The sequence below is a fragment of the Rhodococcus sp. BH5 genome (assembly GCF_027583855.1).
In the GTDB taxonomy this organism is placed as follows: domain Bacteria; phylum Actinomycetota; class Actinomycetes; order Mycobacteriales; family Mycobacteriaceae; genus Rhodococcus_F; species Rhodococcus_F qingshengii.
Map to the genome: position 1 here is coordinate 1,300,976 of NZ_JAJHVW010000001.1, position 18,729 is coordinate 1,319,704.

The following is an 18,729-nucleotide window of genomic DNA, read 5'->3' on the forward strand; positions in this document are numbered from 1 at the left end:
TCTTCCTCGTCTTAATTCATTCCACTGCTGACCATGTGCGTATCGCGTAAACGATCCTCGGCGGCCAGTTGAGACCCGAGAACCGCCGGTCTCCACGCATTTCTGCCGGAGCCCTACGGCACGCCACCGATAGACGATACCGGTCTACCCGCTGCCAGGTCAAAGCGCAGCCATTCCTGCCAACAGCATCATCGTCCAGCACAGCGACGCGAGCGATCGACATGCGCCTGCCCCGGCAACCTGACGGTACCGGGGCAGGCGGGGTGTCATCACGGCATGGGATGTTGTCAGCGACCGAACCCGTTTGCGGCGATCCGATCAGCTTCCTGCATCTTCTCCGAGCCGCTCGCCGTCGCTCCGGCGATCTGCGCGAGAACCATGTTCAGTTCTTCGGAAGCCTGGGCCCAGCGACGCTGTGCGTCGTTCCACGCTTCGGAACCTGCCCCTTCCCAGCCTGCTTGCAGCTTGTCCACGACAACCTTGATGTCGCCCTGTTTGTCGTTGATCGCTTTGGCCTGCTGTTTCATCTGATCGGACAGCATTGCGAGGCCGCTGAAGTCGTACTTGATCCTGTCGGACATAACTGCTCCCGGTTCGGTGTGACTGGAGAGAACTTGTGAGAACTAACTTGTGAGAACTACTGGCTGAGGATTGCTTGACCGGACGATGAAGTGCTGGCGGTCAGGACATGTTCACCGTCGCGCCGCGAAGCGAGCTGACGTTGTCGTCTTCGGTCGAGTCGAAGGTTCCCGCGGCCTGTTTGATCTGCTCGCAGATGTCGGTCAGAGCTGTGTCCAACTTCAGGGCCGCGCTGTTGTATCGCTCCATGATTCCTGCGTATTCGACCTGCGCCGCACCGTTCCACGAATTGTGCGAAGCGTCGGCCTCCGACCGAACAGCGTTGACCAGCCCCCTGATGTCACCGAGATGTCCGTCGATGGTCCCCGCCGAATCGATCAATTCAGCGGTAGTTGCGGTAAAGCCCATGTCGTCCCCCTGGATTCGGTGAGTACCGTTCGGTATCGGCGATCACACACAACGGGCTTTGTCCGTCGGATGTGCACCGGGGTCGAGCGGAACTCCCTGATGTGCGCTACACATACTTTGACGCGACCTTCGTACCAACGGTTCCGGCCCGACCGAAGAATATTTTCAGAACCGACCGATCCGGTCACGGTGTGAATTCGACCGACTGCCACATCCGCAGGCAGTCCGCTTCGAGACTGCCCCACTCACCGACCAGATACTGGCAGCCGATACTCACTTGCCGTCCGTTGTCGACGTATACGTGCCAACGCACCTCGGAGAAATCGTCCGGAAACTCGACGTACACCACTGCCCGTTTTCCTGCGGCATCGTCGAGCACAGCAAACTCTGCGAACCGCAAGGGGTCCTCGAACGTCGAAAACTGCTGACGCAAAACAGCTTCGACGGAATCGAATCCCACACCTTCCGCAAGACGTTTCTCGATGACCACGATCTTGCGATCCGCACCCGAACCGGGTACCAAATCGGTACGCCCGCTCGAGGTCCCTCGCGACAGAAGCTTCCAATCGGAAGGCAATTCTGCCGCAACGCTTCCCACGTCCACACGAGTAAGTTCCGGAGTGGCCCCGGACTCGATCGACGAGATCGAAGTCTTCGGTGCAGGCGTTTCCTGCTCTTTCGACGCCTCCACGATCTCGACTTCGACTTCCGCCGTGGCTGCGACCGACCCCGCCAACCGAGAATCGCCTCGATCGCGAGTGGACACCACGACCGTTGCTGCGACCGCACCGGCGACGGCGACCACCGCAAGCGCCGCCGCGAACCATCGACGGCCTCTTCGCCGCCCGCCGACGCGACGCGGCGAAGAGGCATTCGAGTCCGCGCCAGAAATCGACTTCGCGCCATCCGTATCGCCTACCCACCCGGCGCCGAAAGCCGAATTGTCGACAATTCGTCCCGAACTGTCCCGCGCGGTTGTCTGGCGAACGAGCGTCTGAGGATCCACCAGAGACGCAGCCACCCGGCTCTCGTCCAGAATTCGGATGCTCGCGTGGCCGTGAACATTCGTCGACCCCCGTTCGAGCGAAGCCGCAACAGCATGAGAGCTCGGCCCGACCAACACCACAGCGTCCCGAACCGATAGATCCCCGATTGCGGAAAACAACCCCGCAACGTCTGCGATCTCCGAACTTTGTGTTCCGTCGATTCGGAGTTCACCGTCGACCTCAGCGACAACAGAAGCGACCACCGTTCCGCCTCGCAGTTCGAGGACGACACACCGCGATCGCCAAGCCGTATGAGCCGACCTCGCCGCCGCGATCGACGTCGGAACGAGTACGACGTCGTGCGCCACTCGACGTGCGGCATCGAGCAATCGCCGCCTGCGTGGGGCACCCCAATCCGAGGGATGACTGAGATGAAGAATGTCTGCGTCGACGATTCCGCACCCGTCCATCGCACTGGAGATCAGCCTGGCCACCTCCAAGACTGTCGGGACAACCCGACCATCCACGTCGACATAATCGTCGTCGATGTAATCGATCGCATTCTCGCCGGCCGCACCGGGGCCCGACGCCGGTTCGCGTCGGAGGTCTGCACTGCAACAGAATTCGCGTTGACCCGATACGACCCAGATATTCGATGCACCCCAATGTAACGAGACCGACACTGCGGACGGAGCGGTCACAGCGGTGGCATCCACGGAACTTGGACAAGTTGGGTTTGCGAGCGGGAAACGTAGACCCCACGGCCTTCCGGCATCGCCGACGCGCGGACAGTGCCGACGAGATTTCCCTCGTCACGGCTTCCGCTCATGATCAATCCGGCCGGCGCCATGTCGCGAATTCTCGCAATGACCGGCTCGTACAGTGCTCTGGCCGCACCACCGGAACGGCGGGCAATAACCAGGTGCAAACCGATGTCCTTGGAGTGCGGAATGTACTCGAGCAACGGCGCCACCGGATTTCCACTCGGTGTGGCCACAAGGTCGTAGTCGTCGATCAGTACGTAAATCTCCGGCCCACTCCACCACGACCGTTCCCGCAATTGCTGCTGCGTTGTTTCGGCGTTCGGCATTCTGGCAGCGACGATCCGAGCCAAGTCGACCATCAATTCACCGAAGGTCGTCGACGACGCCGAGTACCCGCCGAGGTGATTCCCTTCGACCACGCCCAGCAGGGAATGCCGATAGTCACCGATGATCAGCTTGGCCTGGGCCGGTGTGTTCGACGCGATGATCCCTTCGGCTATTCCACGCAAGAGAGATGTCTTCCCACACGCGGTGTCGCCGAATATCAACAGGTGCGGGTGTTCCCGGAAGTCCATGTACACCGGGGCGAGGTCGGTCTCACCGAGCCCGATCGGCACCGTGAGGCACCGACCGTCGGCCGCGCTCGTTGAGGGCCACCGGGTCCCGACAGCTTCGAGAAGTTCTGCCCGCGAGTAGAAATCCGGGAGCATCCGCACGGTGGGTGCCGGACGCGAATTCGACATGGCTGCAATACGTTCAACCGTCGCCACCACAGCCGTACTCGAGTTCTCACTACCCGGTAGGCCGTCGATTCGAGGTAGTCCGGTGAGAAGGTGGAGTCCGTCGCGAGTGATGCCACGACCCGGTCGACCTTCCGGCACCAGGCCGGCTTTCCGGCGACCCGCATCCGAATCTCCCGGATCACCCAAACGAAGTTCGATGCGAGTACCCAGTTGATCCTTGAGTGCCGGCCGGATCTCGGCCCACCTCGACGTCGTGACGATCACGTGTACACCGAAGGACAAACCTTGACCGGCGAGCATGTTGATCTGGGGCTCGAGTGATTCGAAATCCGAACGAACGCTTGGCCAACCGTCGACGACGAGGAAGACGTCACCGTACGGGTCCTCTCGGAGTCCCGCAGCCTCACCTTCCCCGGTGGGATCAGCTGTTCGCAATCTACGGAAATCGGCCATCGATTCGATGCCGAGGTCACGAAACAGTCGCTCCCGTTTAGCGACCACACCGAGTACCTCGGCAACTGTGCGCCGGACGCGGTCGGAATCCAAGCGGTTTGCCACCGATCCGACGTGCGGCAGATCTTTCAATCCGAGGAGCGTTCCACCGCCGAAGTCGAGGCAGTAGAACTGAATCTGTTCCGGCGTGTGCGTCATGCTCAGAGACAAGATCAACGTGCGCAACGCCGTCGACTTTCCCGACTGCGGGCCGCCGACAATCGCGAGGTTGCCAGTCGATCCGTTGAGATCGGCGACGAGTAGATCGCGGCGCTGATCGAACGGCCTGTCGACTATGCCGAAGGGAGCGCTCAGATTTCCGCGAGGTTGATCACCGGTCGCCCACCGCGGCAACAACTGGTCAAGCGTCGGAGATGACTCGAGCGGCGGGAGCCACACTTCATGCGCACGTGGACCGTGACCGCGCATGCGGTCTACGAGGACTCCCATGAGAGTACGTGCATCGTCACCGATTTCACCCATGTCGACGACGTCGGGCTCGACGGGAACGACAACGGCCTCTGGTCCGATCACGGGCTTCGCGGTAAACGGCAGCGGCGCCAGTTCGACGGGGGAATCGACCGAGAATCGAGTGGGCACGATCCGCTCGCCCTCGTACGGGCCTGACACGTACGCACCTTGGAAGCGAACGATCTCAGCAGAATCGGACTTCAGGTATCCCGCACCGGGTGTGCCCGGAAGGTGATAAGCATCGGGAACGCCGAGGACGGAACGAGACTCGTTCGCCGAGAACGTTTTCAACCCGACGCGATACGAAAGATGGCTGTCGAGACCCCGGAGCTTTCCTTCGTCGAGTCGCTGACTGGCCAGCAGCAGGTGAATGTGAAGTGACCTGCCCAATCGCCCGATGGCCACGAACAATTCGGCAAATTCCGGCTGCTGACTGAGCAGTTCGGAAAACTCGTCGACAACCACGAAGAGTGCCGGCAAGGGATCTAGTGCAGCGCCGGCCAGCCTCGCCTTCTCGTAATCGGACACGTTTGCGAAGTTTCCTGCCGCACGCAACAGTTCTTGTCGACGATTCATTTCGCCGGCGAGCGCGTCCTTCATACGATCGACCATCGCCAATTCCTCGGCAAGGTTGGTGATGATCGCAGCAACGTGCGGCGCCTCCTCGAGGCCGAGAAAGGTTGCACCGCCTTTGAAGTCGATCAGGACGAGGTTCAGTGCGTCGGGAGAGTGGGTCGCGATCAGGCCGAGCACCAAGGTTCGCAGGAACTCCGACTTGCCAGAACCGGTGGCTCCGATACACAGCCCGTGCGGACCCATACCGTTCTCGGCCGACTCCTTCAGATCCAGTTCGACGGGGTTTCCGTCTTGTCCGACACCGATCGGCACACGGAGTCGGTCGCGCCCCTGACGTGGAAGCCAGCCATGCTCAGGATTGAACCTCGCAACGTTTCCTATCCCCAACATCTGGCTCCACGTCCGAAGGGATCGGTCGTCGTCAGCTGCGTCGACGGCATTCTGCGATGCCGCACGGAACGGTGCGATGCGACGGCCGAACGCCTGCGCCAGGCTCGTCGTCGCAGCGTCGGGCCTCGCAAAGTTCTCAACTCCTGCGCTGCTCACCGCGCCGATCTGATCGCTACCGACGACCAGTCGCAACCCACGCGTCGCCACCAGCCGCGGGCAGAACCCGCAGAGGTCGAGGACGGTCACCGAGTCGAGCCCGGATTCGGACAACAGGCCGGTGTCACCTTCGAGTAAGCCACCGTCCACGACCAGCACGAGATGCGGAACGCCCGCACTGGCTGGAGTGTTGCGAGCGAATCGAGCACGCATCGAAAGCGGTTCCCCGAGGGAACTTTCGAATTCGAGATACGAACCGAACACCATGCGTGCAGTGCCGGTGCCGTCCTGAGACTGCGGGTGTTGCACGTGTGGGAGCCACTTGACCCACTCCCACTCGGATTCGGTATCGGGACCGCACACCACCGCAACTTGGAGCGTGTCCGGACCGTGGAATGTGCACAGCTGCATCAACATCGAGCGGACAAGCGCACGAGCGGAATCTCTCTGCCCCTCGATGGACATCGCAGCAAATCCGCGAAGCGAGACGGCGGTCGGCAGGTCCTGCACAACCGAATGTGCACGGACGAATCGCCGAAGTGAGACAGCAGCGACGGGTTCGAGATCCTCGACCGGCCCGGTCTCCGGAGACACGAGTCTGGTGGCCAATCGCTGTGTACCCAGACCTACCCGAACGTGGCAGTAGTCCGAGTCGGTGATCTGACGCTCCCACATCCGCACAGTCCCGGCCAGTGTCCAGAGCAGCGACGGCTCGGGATTGCTCCACTCGAGAGCAGCACGCTGCGCACCAGTCGTCGCAGCAACATCACTACGCATCTGATCCAGGTACCGGAGGTAGTCCTTGCGGTCCTCGTTCGCTTCGGACGCTCTTGCTCCACCGCTACGACCGCCCCCGGCGAGCATTCCGAGCATCGACACCATCATCATGACCGGAAACAGCAGGGACATCGGATTGCGCGCCATGCCGGAAGAGAACATCAGCGCCACCATGCCGATCATGGCAACCACCATGATCACCGGAAGTAGTTTGGTCAGTAGGTTTCCCGGCGTGACGCGAGGTATCTCCGGTGGGGGCTGAAGCGTCACCTCGCCGCCCGGTGTGCGCGGCGATTCACGGCGTGCTCGACGCGCAAATCTGACAGTGCTCAATTCACCCACCCCCATCGGTGCTGCAGCTGTTGCCGCCAGACGCCTCGTCCGACTACCGCCGGCCCCCCAAGGCGTACTCGCGCAATTGCAAGAGAGTAGATCACAACACCGACACTCGGGTCGGTGCCACCTGTTGTCGGCGCTGTCTCCGATACAGGCGCGCAGTTCATGTCGTATTGTTCGGGTGAACTGGGGTGACGCGAAGGGGGAATCGCGTCATGGGAGGGGACAGATCTTGACCAGCACCACTACAACCAGCGCTGCGAACACCGGAAACGGACGAGGCGCGAGTCATTCTGCCGAACTGTGCAGGTTGACGGTACTTTCAGCCCATTCGCAGGTGGATCTTGCGGTGCCGCTTCGTGTTCCACTCACCGTGGTCATTCCGGGCATTGTGGACACAATTGTCAACCACAGCAATTTCAACGAGTTCGACCACACCACCGAACAATTCGAGCCCGTCGACTGGACTCTGTCGAAAGTCGGCAGGGCACCGCTGGCACCGACGCTGTCGCTGCACGAGCACGGAATCCGCGATGGAGAATTGCTCGTACTCGAGGCCTCGGACACCGCTGCCCCGCCCCCACTCTTCGACGACATCATGTACACCGTCGCGGCCACGGATGCGGACGTCTACCGACGCTGGACTCCGGTCACCGCGCGCATTGTCGGCTCGACCGCCGCCCTCGTCGCTGCGCTCGTCGCGGCCCTCGCCCTGGTCCTCGGCGACACGGGACTGATCGGCGCCGTCTGCGGCGGAGTGACGTCTTTGGTGCTCACCGTCGCCGCCGTCGTGGCAGCGCGGGTGTACGGAGACTCTGGAAGTTCCGTCACGCTCGGATGCGCTTCGGTGCCACTGGCGTTCGTCTCCGGCGCACTCTGCGTGCCCGGCACTGTTCTTTCGGCTCATCTGCTTCTCGGTTCGGCATCTGCCGCTGCGGTAACTCTGATCTGCTTCCGCTTGTGCGGCACCGGATTAGCTGTCTTCACAGCACTTCTCGTCGTCCTTCTCGCGGCGGTGGGCACCTTTGCCGTCACTACCACGCTTCCCGAGGCGCGCACCGCGACCGTCAGCGGCGCGGTGATTGCCGCCGCATTGATCGTTCTCACGTTCACCGCTCGACTGTCGATGTTGTTCGCGCGACTACCGCTTCCCCCTGTTCCGACGCCGAGTAATCCCCTCGACGACGACCGCGACGGACTGCCCGAACCCGAACTACCCGGGCTGACCGAGTTGGCGGAAAGGGCAGGGCGGGCGCGTAGCTATCTGACTGGGCTGATCGTGGCCACGTCAGTGGTCGCGCTCGTCGCTGCCGTCGCACTCGCGTGGTCCTGGCCTGGTCAGGGGATCGTCTGGCCGAATCTTGCTCTCGCATTCGCGACGGCCGTCGTGCTGATGTTTCGCGGGCGCACCTACGCGGGCGCACAGCAGGCTGTGCCACTCATCGCGGCAGGCATCTCGGTGATTCTCGTTCTCCTGGGCGACATGGCATGGACCCATCGCGACCATGCATTGGTCGTCTTCGCCATCACGATGACGGTTCTCCTCCTGGCACTGGTTCTGGGAATCCTTGCCCCCCCAGAACACATTCAGCCCCGTGATGCGACGCGCTGCCGAGCTGTTGGACCTCGCTGCGATTGCAGCAATCGTTCCGCTGATCTGCTGGGTCAGTGGCCTCTTCGCGCTCATGCGTAGCCTCTGAGCGATCGGTGATCGATGGTGATTCGACGTGCAACAAACATCTGCGCCAGTCTCGTGATCGTTGCCTTCAGCGTTCTCGCCGGGGCAGGTGGCGCATCGAGCGCGGTTCCCTCCCCCATCGATCCTGCCGTGCTGCCGGAGGACAGTCCGCCTGCACCTCCACAACCCACCGAACAACGAACCCTGTGCGTCCCAGCCGTGGCAGGTGGTGACAATGCGGACATTCCACGTTCTCAACGAGATCTGGGATTCGATTCTGTGTGGCCGATCACCAGAGGGGCAGGACAGCGAATTGCTGTCATCGACACCGGTGTCAGCAGACATCCCCGGCTGCCGTCGCTCGACGGCGGCGGTGATTACGTCGGTACCTCCGACGGCACCGACGATTGTGACGCACACGGAACTGTCGTGGCCGGTCTCATCGCCGCCCAGCAAGTCGAGGGTTCCGGATTCTCCGGAGCTGCGCCGGACGCACAGATAATTTCGATCAGGCAGTCCAGTGCCGCCTTCTCGGTGGCCGGCCAACGCGAAGACCCTGCTGTAGCCGAGAACTCATCCGGGTACGGAAACGTCGACACCATGGCATCGGCCGTCCGTCACGCTGCGGACATGGGTGCAAGCGTCATCAACATCTCCGAAGTCGCCTGCAAGCCTGCCGGGGACGGGATCAACGACCAACGACTCGGCGCTGCAATCGAATACGCCACGATCGCGAAGAACGTCGTAGTCGTCGCAGCTGCAGGTAACGTCGGATCCGGAGGTTGCAAGAACCAGAATCCGCCGCCGGATCCCGTCGATCCCCTAGCCGATCCATGGAACTCGGTTGCGACGATTGCCAGTCCGGCTTGGTACGACGACTATGTCCTCACGGTCGGGTCGGTAGACCCCAATGGCGCCGCCAGTTCCTTCAGCCTCGGCGGTCCGTGGGTCGACGTGGCGGCGCCCGGCACCGGAATCACCTCACTTCACCCGACGTCGCCCGGTCTGACCAACGGGGTGTACGGCTCCGACGGCGCCGTACAGTCGTTCAACGGGACCAGTTTCGCTGCGCCCTTTGTCGCGGCGACCGCCGCACTGGTCCGGTCGGTTCACCCGGAACTGACTGCGCTTCAGGTCATGCAACGTATCGAAGCCACCGCCCACGCTCCGGCGCAGGGTTGGAATCCCTACGTCGGTCACGGCGTCATCGATCCACTTGCGGCAGTGACGGGCGAATTGGCCCCAGGAGAACGCGTCAAGGTCAACCATCAGTCGGTGTCGATCGATCCCCTACCCACGCCGCCGACCCCCGACAACCGATCTCGCGACACGGCACTCGTCGGAGCCGGAACGGTCGGCACCCTCGCCCTACTGACGCTGTTGGCATCGATGCCTCTTCGTCGAGTAATTCGTCGGCATCTTCCCGAACGCCAGAACATCGATCCCTGAACCGTCAGCAGTGTTCAGTTCACCGGAGCGGCCGGCGCTGTATCGGGGGCGATTCCGTCGTGAGCTATCAGTGCATTGCTCTTCTCGAGCGCGGGACCTGATGCAAGCAGGTCGAGAATCTGCCAAGGCGCGCGATCAGGCGTTCGCGTCAATCCGAGCGCGCGAGCGGAGGTTTCGTCCGGTACGCCGTACTTCACACCGGTATCGGCTACGTAGAACACTCCGTCGTGCCTGGTGCTGTTCGTCTCGATTCCGGTCGCTTGAACAAATCCGCCGAATCCCTGTTCGACATGGACGTTGTCGAGATTGTCACCCGATCCGTCCGCCTGCGCCAAGGACACCAACTTGCCACCCTCCGGGATCGGAACCTGCAATCCAGCGACAAGTTTCAGCGTTGCAGAACTACTTTCGCCGCCCTCGACTGCAGGTGGGGGAGCCCATTCCAGACAGCCGACAGGTGCGCCGTGATCATCGACGATCTCCGGAACCACCCGCGGCAACAAGTCGACGGCCAGCTCACTCACCGAGGGAATACGACTGATGGCATCAGGGGTGACGCTCGCGATCCCGGTGGCGCCCTGCGAATCCGAGAAGTAGATCAGTTGGGCGAGCGCCGCACCGATCTTCTGGATCCCGTTCTCGAGTACCACGTAGTACTGCGGGTCCACACCCACCGAAACCTGGACGACGGAGCCGACAGTCTTGTTCTGCAGAGGAAACCGGGGCGCCGATCCCAGTTGGCGGATTCGCGGAGCCTCGATGCGCGGAACTTCGGGAATCGAATTGAGGAATCCGATACTGATCGGTCGCGCCTGTGCTCCTTCCAGGCCTAAAGCCCGCATGATCGCCGGATCGTCCACATCGATTTCCGCTCGCTTCCCGTCGTACACGAGAAAGTGATCGGAACCCGACTTCACCAGGAATGCACGGTCATTCGTCAGATATGTCGTGTTTTCGCCGACATTGGACGAGCCGACCAGGACCGAAGTCGTCAACGATTTTCTCCCGTCGGATCCGACGGAATCGCACACCGTCCACGCGGCGTTGGTAGGGTCGGCCGATTCCGGCAGCGCGGACGGTGCGCCGGGAATGCCGACGAGCGCGCCCCGGGGTTTCGCCTCGACCTCGGATGCCTTGACTATTGCCGGTTTTCCTGGCGAACCCAGAATCAGTCGTGCGGAGGCCAAGTTCAGCACAGGGCGAAACGTACCCTCCATGGCGACGAACATCGCGCCCGATTCCTTTGCAACGACGATCTCTGCATCGCCGATTCTGTCCTGTGGCCGAAACAGAGCGAGTACAGCGCAACCCGCCAATCCCAGTGCAGCGAGGACTATTCCGACGGTGAAGGCGCGCGAATGTGATCGCATCGGATCGTGAAGCATCCGCACGTCTCGTCTGACCAGCGCATGTTCCATCCGCCTGACCAAGAATCGGTACCCGTTGACCTGCCAGCGCGTGGTAGGTGTCGCAGCCATCATTCCCCCCGTGCCTTACATCCCCTTGCGAAGACACAGTACAGTTCCGCTGGGGCGGAAATTTTCGGGTAGTTCGCAGGTCAGGTATCGGGGAGGAACCGTGGACCGATCGCGGTTGAAGCATTGGCCGTCGTCACACAGGATTTCGACGCGCGAGTTCGTGCCGGCACAGATTTTCGGAATCGGTGCGGGCGGAATCGCGATGGCCAGTGGGCTCGATTGGTTCTGGGCGCTGGCAATCGGTTGTGTGGTTGCCGGATCAATGCTGCTTCATGTGGGCGGTTGGTCGGTAATGTCCTGGATTGTCAGGTACTTTCGCTATCTGCACCGCAAGGACGTCGACCGCAGCACGATCGTCAGTTTTCACACTCCCTCCGAGCAGTCCATCGGGCTCCGAGTGGACGGATCTTCGCTCGTCGCTGTCGTCGAGATCGCTCCCCCACGCGACTACCTGACCAGGATCGGCCGTCATTCGTTCGACGCTTCCCACCTTCTGCCCACGGCAGCCCTCGCCAATTGTCTCTATCAGCACGACATCTCACTCACCGGCATCGACATCGTCAGTCACGGATACCGCGCCGCGTCGGGAACGCCTGCCACCGAAGTCTACGAACGTCTCATCGGACCACTACCAGCCACCGCCACCAGAAGTGTTTGGCTTGCACTACGTTTCGACGCGCTGGAGGGTGGTGCAGCAGTCGAACGCCGGGGCGGGGGCGAACAGGGCGCCGGCCGCGCGATAGCTGTTGCCGCCAATCGTGTCATCCGGGTGCTCGATTCAGCGGGATGCAAGGCGCGGATCCTGACCGCACCGGAGATCGCGTCGTCCACTGCCCAGGTGACAAGAGGAGTGGCCGGCCACGAGGTCACCGAAACGTGGCGAAGTACCCCCTTGCCTGGCGTGTCCAACGTCGGATTTGGGATCGAACCCCGTTTCATCACCACTGCGACCCTGACCCGAGTGTGGGCAGTGGCAACGGTCGGGACGTCCGTGACAATTCGGTTACGACCCACCAGACAACGCGGAGAGGCGAAGGTCAGTGCGACATGTCGCTTCACCACGCGCAATCCACCTGAGAACGCACCGCTGGCCGGTTTGGTCTCGCTACGTGGGCGCCAGCGCGACGGATTGCTGACCAATTTGCCAACCGCATTGGCCGCGCTGGACGGCATCACGCCGGGCGTTCGCATGGACGGGGGCACACTCGACTCACTCGCTCTACCCCTTGCCGGGTGCGGCCAACTCATCGGCTCGGACCGAAACGGGCACGGTGTCGCGGCCAGAATTTCGGGGCCGGGCGTCAACACCGTTCTTGTCGCCGGCGAACTCTATCTGGCTCAGCAGTTGATCTTTCGAGCCATCGCGACCGGCGCACTGGTACTCGTCCACACCGATCGACCGCAAGCGTGGACCGCGCTCACCGACTCGATGGGAGTGCCTGACCGACTCCGCGTGTCCGGGCAGGGCGGTGGGCCTGAGGGCGCCTTCAACACTGTCGTGTTCGACGGCGTCGAGGGGTTGTCTCCGCGTGCCGGCGTGACCGCAATCTATGTGTACGGACATCCACGCCAATGGCCTCGGGTCGACCCTGAAATCTCGATAGTCCAGCCATTCGCACTCGGTGACAAGATCACGGTCGAAACCGGCCGTACACGCGTCGACCTGACTCTGGTGACCATCGCTTCCGAGACATCGTTCATCGGCCGTCCTCGAGCCGGCGACGCTCACCAGATGGCGTGATCGCGTATGTCCAAGATCAGCCGGGATAGGGATCACTTGCACGTTGCATCCGCAATCCGCCTCCCCACCAATCCAATTCACGAATCATCTTCTCGCTTGCATCGATCGCAATCGAATCGACGCCGTACGGCTCGTGTCCGAATTGCTTACGCACCCGGTGAATGGTCACGCTTTGACGCACCGAGACCATGTGCAACTCCGCCACCACTTGCCTCAGTTGCTCGACGGCCCGAACACCACCTGAAATCCCGCCGTAGGACACGAATCCGATCGGCTTGGCACGCCACTCGTGTTTCACCGAATCGAATGCGGTCTTGAGGGCAGCCGGATACCCGTGGTTGTATTCGGAGGTCACGGCGACAACAGCGTCGGCGCGCCCGATTCGCCGGCGGAAAACCTCCGTGGCAGGTGAATCCGAGAAATCCTGGGGCAACGACAGCTCTCTGAGGTCGATCACCGATACGTTCCACGACGGGTTCGCGGTTGCGCGCTCGACAAACCAGTCCGCCACTGCTCGTCCCATTCGCCCTTCGCGGACCGAACCTACGATGACTTCGACGTTCAAAGGTGCCATGAACGTCGATGCTAGCGACTGATCACGCAGTGATCCCGTCCGTGATGAGTGCTGCCAGTTCCCGATAAGCGCTGGCATCGTCCAGACCAGTTGCCCGGTAGACCGCGCGTTGCTGGATCCGAACCATCGTCGCCGCAGCGGCATCGGCGACAAATGATGCGTGTACCTGCCGGAATGCGCCCGAATCGACTCCCTCGACGATGAGCGATCGCACACGATCAGCAGCGATCGACGTGTTCTTCTCGTAGACCTGGCTCGCCGACACCGATTCGGCCAGGTCTTCCATGAACTGACTGGACGCCGCGGACAGCCGATCACCCACTGCTTCGAGATACACCGCGACTCGACGAGTCGGGGCCGTTTCGGCGGCGACTGCACTCTCCACTGCATCGGTCGCCGCCCGGAAGAAGTGCACTGTCACCGCCCGCACCAGATCCTCTTTGCCGGCCGCCACGGTGTACAAGGTGCTCTTGGAGCAGTGCAGACGAGCTGAGATCTCGTCGAGCGTGAGGTGGGCGAAACCCTCGCTCAAGAACAGTTCGACCAATTGATCGAACAACTCTGCCCTGCGCGCAGTCGTCTTGTGAACCAGCCTTGCCATACCTAGAACAGTACTGCAGTATCGTTCTCAGTACTATTACCTAGCTAGGAGCCGACCGTGCCCGTCGAACGCCTGATGCCCAGCCAAGAAGCTCGCGATCTCATCGAACTGACGCGTGATGTCGCGGACAAGGTACTCGCGCCCAAGGTCAACGAATACGAGAAGGCCGAGAAGTATCCAGACGGAGTGTTCCCCGCACTCGGACAGGCGGGTCTGCTGAGCCTTCCGTATCCCGAGGAGTTCGGCGGCGGCGATCAGCCGTACGAGGTGTACCTCCAAGTGCTCGAAGAGATCGCCTCACGCTGGGCAGCGGTTGCAGTGGCGGTGAGCGTGCACAGCCTGTCGTGCTTCCCGCTGTTCACCTTCGGCACCGACGAACAGAAGAAGCGCTGGCTACCGGACATGCTGGGCGGCAACACCATCGGCGCGTACAGCCTTTCCGAAGCGCAGGCCGGATCCGACGCCGCCGCGTTGTCGTGCAAGGCGACGCCCACCGACGGCGGCTACCGCGTCAACGGCTCGAAAGCCTGGATCACCAACGGCGGCAAGGCGGACTTCTACAATCTCTTCGCACGCACCAGTGACGACGGTTCACGCGGCGTCTCCTGCCTCCTGGTGGACAAGGACACCGAAGGCCTCAGCTTCGGAAAACCCGAAGAGAAGATGGGGCTACGCGCGGTCCCCACTGCCTCCGCGAATTACGACGACGCCTTCATTCCTGAGGAGCGATTGATCGGTCAGCGCGGCCAGGGGCTGCCGATCGCCTTCAGCGCTCTCGACTCCGGCCGACTCGGAATCGCCGCCGTTGCCGTCGGAATCGCTCAAGGCGCGCTCGACGACGCGGTCGCTTACGCGAAGGAGCGCAAGGCATTCGGCAAGCGGATCATCGATCACCAGGGACTCGGTTTCGTGCTCGCGGACATGGCTGCCGCAGTCGACTCCGCGCGAGCCACCTACCTCGATGCAGCCCGCCGCCGCGACGCCGGAGTTCCGTATTCACGCAACGCGAGCGTCGCCAAGCTCGTGGCCACCGACGCGGCAATGAAGGTCACCACCGACGCCGTTCAGGTATTCGGCGGGTACGGATACACCCAGGACTTCCCCGTCGAGCGCTACATGCGCGAGGCCAAGATCACGCAGATCTTCGAGGGCACCAACCAGATTCAGCGATTGGTCATCGCGCGCCAACTGGCGGGATAGCCCCCCGATACGAATGCCCTCCCACACAGAGTGGGAGGGCATTTTGCATGGTCATGTTCAGTCACCGCAGCATCCACCCGAAGACGGAATCTCGCGGGTCTCACGGGTAATCGCGTTGCGGGCAGCCAGTTCCGAGTAGTCGGGGTAGTCCACGCGGACCAACGAAAGTCCGTGCGCCGGAGCAACGAGGATGGAACTGGATCGCGACGTTTCGTCGAGCAACCCTGCCACCCAGTCGGCGGTGCGCCGTCCCTCACCGACGGAGAGGACTGCGCCGACAAGACTGCGAACCATCGACCAGCAGAACGCATCGGCATTCACGTACGCCGTGAACACCGTGCCCACTTGGGTCCAGTCGAAACGCTGCAGCTCCCGCACCGTCGTAGCGCCTTCTCGACGCTTGCAGAATGCCGCGAAGTTGTGCAGACCCAGCAGCCGATTCGACGCTTCCTGCATCGCTCCGAGATCGAGTGGTTTGGGATACGAGACGGTGTCGCGTGCGCGTAGTGGTTCCACTCCGAACGCCGCGTTGGTCACCCGGTACTCGTAATAGCGTCGCATCGCGGAGAAGCGCGCATCGAAGTCACCCGGAACCACCGATATCTGTTTGACCCGAACGTCCTTGGGCAGAAATCGTGCAAGTCTGCGCACGAGTCGCGACGGATCGTCCGGGAGCAACTCTCCCGGAACGTCGACGTGCGCTACCTGACCGGTGGCGTGGACACCGGCGTCGGTTCGACCGGCAACGGTCAACTGAACCGGGCGTCGAAGCACCGTTCCCAACTTGTCTTCGATCTCACCGCACACGGTGCGCAGATCGGTCTGGCGGGCCCAACCCGAGAAGTCGGTGCCGTCGTAGGAGATGTCGAGCCGCAATCGAACGAGCCCGCCGTCCCCGATGGGGGCGGCGGGCTCGTTCGATTCAGCGTGTGCCGAAACCAAGGGAGACTAGTCCTTCTTGGCCTCTTCGGCCTCGGGAGCGTCGGCCGCAGTTGCGGTCTCGTTCTCGATGGCCTCGACGACTGCGTCAGCGTTCTCGACCTCAGCGTCGGTCGCGTCGGCCTCTACGGCCTCGACGACGTTCTCTGCGGCGGGAGCTTCCTGCGAGGACTTGACGCGACGAGCGCGGTCAGCCTCGGAGGTGACGGTCTTTTCCTTGACGAGCTCGATGATTGCCATCGGAGCGTTATCACCCTTGCGGGGGATCGTCTTGATGATGCGGGTGTATCCACCGTTACGGTCCGCGTAGAACGGGCCGATCTCGGCGAACAGGGTGTGAACGACATCCTTGTTGCGGATGACCTTCAGCACCTCACGACGGTGAGCCAGCGTGCCGGCCTTCGCGTGCGTGACGAGCTTCTCGGCGTAGGGGCGCAGTGCCTTGGCCTTGGACTCGGTGGTGGTGATGCGACCGTGCTCGAAGAGCGCGGTAGCCAGATTGGCGAAAATCGCCTTCTGGTGGGAAGCCGACCCGCCGAAGCGGGCACCCTTCTTGGGCTTGGGCATGATGATCTCCTAGTAAAGGACCTGAGCTGCTACAGCTGTTCGGTCTCGGCGTAGTCCTCGGTACCTTCGGCATCGCCGAAGGAACCGGCATCAGTGTCACTCCACGTTCCGGTGGCGGCGTCGTAGCCGGCAACGGTGGTGGGATCGAAGGATGCGGGGCTGTCCTTGAGGGACAGGCCGAGCGAATGCAGCTTGACCTTGACCTCGTCGATGGACTTCTGTCCGAAGTTGCGGATGTCGAGCAGATCGGACTCGGTACGGCCGACAAGCTCACCGACGGTGTGAACACCTTCGCGCTTGAGGCAGTTGTAGGAGCGGACCGTGAGGTCCAGATCCTCGATGGGGAGTCCGAAGGAAGCGATGTGATCGGCCTCGGCAGGCGAGGGTCCGATCTCGATTCCTTCTGCTTCGACGTTCAGCTCACGGGCCAGGCCGAAGAGCTCAACCAGGGTCTTGCCCGCCGAAGCGAGCGCGTCCCGTGCGGTGATGGAGTTCTTCGTTTCCACGTCGAGAACGAGCCGATCGAAGTCGGTGCGCTGTTCGACGCGAGTGGCCTCCACCTTGTAGGTGACCTTGAGCACCGGCGAGTAGATCGAGTCGACCGGGATACGGCCGATCTCTGCGCCGGACGCCTTGTTCTGAACGGCGGGGACATAGCCACGACCGCGCTCGACTACGAGCTCGATCTCCAGCTTTCCCTTGTCGTTCAGGGTGGCGATGTGCAGATCAGGGTTGTTCACGGTGACGCCTGCCGGGGGCACGATGTCGCCCGCAGTAACAGCGCCGGGGCCCTGCTTGCGGACGTACATGGTGACCGGCTCGTCCTCTTCGGAGTTCACGACGAGGCCCTTGAGGTTCAGGATGATGTCGGTGACATCTTCCTTCACGCCCGGGACGGTGGTGAACTCGTGGAGAACGCCGTCGATACGGATGCTGGTGACAGCAGCGCCGGGGATCGACGAGAGCAGCGTGCGGCGCAGCGAATTGCCGAGCGTGTACCCGAAACCTGGCTCCAGGGGCTCGATGACGAACTTCGAGCGGTTATCAGCGATGACCTCTTCGGTCAGCGTGGGTCGCTGAGAAATGAGCATTGGTATTTCCTCCTGTACGGACGTCCACTATTTGACGCCCACGATGGGAAAGGGCCTGCGGCCCTGTGAGTGGTTGAGGAGTCCGGAGACTCCTCAACCACTCACGGGGTGCGAAGCGCCTTACTTCGAGTAGTACTCGACGATGAGCTGTTCCTGCAGAGCGATGTCGATCTGCGCGCGCTCGGGAAGCTGGTGAACCAGGATCCGCAGACGCGAGCCGACAACCTGCAGCCACCCGGGAACCGGGCGATCGCCGACGGTCTCACGCGCAACCTGGAACGGAAGCGTGGAGAGCGACTTCTCCTTGACATCGATGATGTCGTACTGCGAGACGCGGTAGCTCGGGATGTCGACCTTCTTGTTGTTCACGAGAAGGTGACCGTGCGTGACCAGCTGACGTGCCTGACGGCGCGTGCGAGCGAGGCCCGCGCGGTACACGACGTTGTCGAGACGCGACTCGAGGATGCGAAGCAGGTTCTCGCCGGTCTTGCCGGGGCGGTTGTTCGCCTCCTTGTAGTACAGGCGGAACTGCTTCTCCATGACGCCGTAGGTGAAGCGAGCCTTCTGCTTCTCCTGCAGCTGGAGCAGGTACTCGCTCTCCTTGATACGCGCGCGGCCGTGCTGTCCGGGCGGGTACGGGCGACGCTCGAATGCCTGGTCGCCTCCAACGAGGTCGACGCGCAGACGACGCGACTTGCGGGTGATGGGTCCGGTATAACGTGCCATTTTCTTC

The 18,729-nt window shown here is 62.2% G+C and carries 15 protein-coding genes and 1 pseudogene; 5 read left to right on the forward strand and 11 right to left on the reverse strand.

What is annotated here, in order from left to right; translation table 11 throughout:
• Positions 1-287: 287 nt before the first annotated feature.
• The 4 genes from RhoBH5_RS06005 to eccCa form a co-directional block, all read right to left on the reverse strand.
• Positions 288-581, reverse strand: coding sequence for a WXG100 family type VII secretion target (locus RhoBH5_RS06005; protein ID WP_042449746.1), 294 nt, complete (start codon positions 579-581; stop codon positions 288-290).
• 100 nt (positions 582-681) lie between these two features.
• Positions 682-987: a WXG100 family type VII secretion target gene (locus RhoBH5_RS06010; RefSeq protein ID WP_003940986.1), complete on the reverse strand. Its 306-nt coding sequence runs from the start codon at positions 985-987 to the stop codon at positions 682-684.
• A 184-nt stretch (positions 988-1,171) separates the two neighbouring features.
• Positions 1,172-2,674: a type VII secretion-associated protein gene (locus tag RhoBH5_RS06015; protein ID WP_050655861.1), complete on the reverse strand. Its 1,503-nt coding sequence runs from the start codon at positions 2,672-2,674 to the stop codon at positions 1,172-1,174.
• The gene (eccCa, locus tag RhoBH5_RS06020; protein WP_050655862.1) at positions 2,671-6,675 is read right to left on the reverse strand and encodes a type VII secretion protein EccCa; all 4,005 of its coding nucleotides are present in this window, start codon (positions 6,673-6,675) and stop codon (positions 2,671-2,673) included. Before eccCa ends, RhoBH5_RS06015 begins: the two co-directional genes overlap by 4 nt.
• Positions 6,676-7,027: 352 nt before the next feature.
• On the opposite strand from eccCa, the pseudogene eccD reads away from it, so the two are divergent.
• The 3 genes and pseudogenes from eccD to mycP all read left to right on the forward strand — a co-directional run.
• A pseudogene (gene eccD / locus RhoBH5_RS06025) lies at positions 7,028-8,212 on the forward strand (type VII secretion integral membrane protein EccD); the annotation flags it as partial.
• A 64-nt stretch (positions 8,213-8,276) separates the two neighbouring features.
• Entirely contained in the window at positions 8,277-8,378 is a 102-nt protein-coding gene (locus RhoBH5_RS32640) for a hypothetical protein (RefSeq protein WP_442972452.1), read from the forward strand.
• A gap of 14 nt (positions 8,379-8,392) precedes the next feature.
• Positions 8,393-9,805, forward strand: a complete 1,413-nt coding sequence (gene mycP / locus RhoBH5_RS06030) for a type VII secretion-associated serine protease mycosin (RefSeq protein ID WP_050655855.1) — start codon at positions 8,393-8,395, stop codon at positions 9,803-9,805.
• Positions 9,806-9,819: 14 nt separating this feature from the next.
• Here the strand turns inward: mycP and eccB are convergent, their stop codons facing one another.
• A complete protein-coding gene (gene eccB / locus RhoBH5_RS06035; protein ID WP_270008038.1) occupies positions 9,820-11,286 on the reverse strand; it encodes a type VII secretion protein EccB in 1,467 nt (488 codons plus the stop codon).
• A 97-nt stretch (positions 11,287-11,383) separates the two neighbouring features.
• Here eccB and eccE point away from each other — a divergent pair, with 97 nt between their 5' ends.
• Complete coding sequence (eccE, locus tag RhoBH5_RS06040; RefSeq protein ID WP_270008039.1) at positions 11,384-13,024, forward strand: type VII secretion protein EccE; 1,641 nt, start codon at positions 11,384-11,386, stop codon at positions 13,022-13,024.
• A gap of 16 nt (positions 13,025-13,040) precedes the next feature.
• On the opposite strand, the gene RhoBH5_RS06045 is transcribed toward eccE, so the two are convergent.
• Both RhoBH5_RS06045 and RhoBH5_RS06050 read right to left on the reverse strand, forming a co-directional pair.
• Complete coding sequence (locus RhoBH5_RS06045; RefSeq protein ID WP_270008040.1) at positions 13,041-13,598, reverse strand: NADPH-dependent FMN reductase; 558 nt, start codon at positions 13,596-13,598, stop codon at positions 13,041-13,043.
• A 22-nt stretch (positions 13,599-13,620) separates the two neighbouring features.
• Positions 13,621-14,199: a TetR/AcrR family transcriptional regulator gene (locus RhoBH5_RS06050; protein ID WP_003940885.1), complete on the reverse strand. Its 579-nt coding sequence runs from the start codon at positions 14,197-14,199 to the stop codon at positions 13,621-13,623.
• 57 nt (positions 14,200-14,256) lie between these two features.
• On the opposite strand from RhoBH5_RS06050, the gene RhoBH5_RS06055 reads away from it, so the two are divergent.
• Positions 14,257-15,399: an acyl-CoA dehydrogenase family protein gene (locus tag RhoBH5_RS06055; protein ID WP_019747558.1), complete on the forward strand. Its 1,143-nt coding sequence runs from the start codon at positions 14,257-14,259 to the stop codon at positions 15,397-15,399.
• A gap of 57 nt (positions 15,400-15,456) precedes the next feature.
• Here RhoBH5_RS06055 and truA read toward each other — a convergent pair whose 3' ends face one another.
• The 4 genes from truA to rpsD form a co-directional block, all read right to left on the reverse strand.
• Positions 15,457-16,341: a tRNA pseudouridine(38-40) synthase TruA gene (truA, locus tag RhoBH5_RS06060; RefSeq protein ID WP_003940839.1), complete on the reverse strand. Its 885-nt coding sequence runs from the start codon at positions 16,339-16,341 to the stop codon at positions 15,457-15,459.
• A gap of 6 nt (positions 16,342-16,347) precedes the next feature.
• Positions 16,348-16,905: a 50S ribosomal protein L17 gene (rplQ, locus tag RhoBH5_RS06065; protein WP_054188117.1), complete on the reverse strand. Its 558-nt coding sequence runs from the start codon at positions 16,903-16,905 to the stop codon at positions 16,348-16,350.
• A gap of 29 nt (positions 16,906-16,934) precedes the next feature.
• Positions 16,935-17,996, reverse strand: coding sequence for a DNA-directed RNA polymerase subunit alpha (locus tag RhoBH5_RS06070; protein WP_003941016.1), 1,062 nt, complete (start codon positions 17,994-17,996; stop codon positions 16,935-16,937).
• A gap of 120 nt (positions 17,997-18,116) precedes the next feature.
• Positions 18,117-18,722: a 30S ribosomal protein S4 gene (gene rpsD, locus RhoBH5_RS06075; RefSeq protein ID WP_003940769.1), complete on the reverse strand. Its 606-nt coding sequence runs from the start codon at positions 18,720-18,722 to the stop codon at positions 18,117-18,119.
• Between the last annotated feature and the right edge of the window lie 7 nt (positions 18,723-18,729).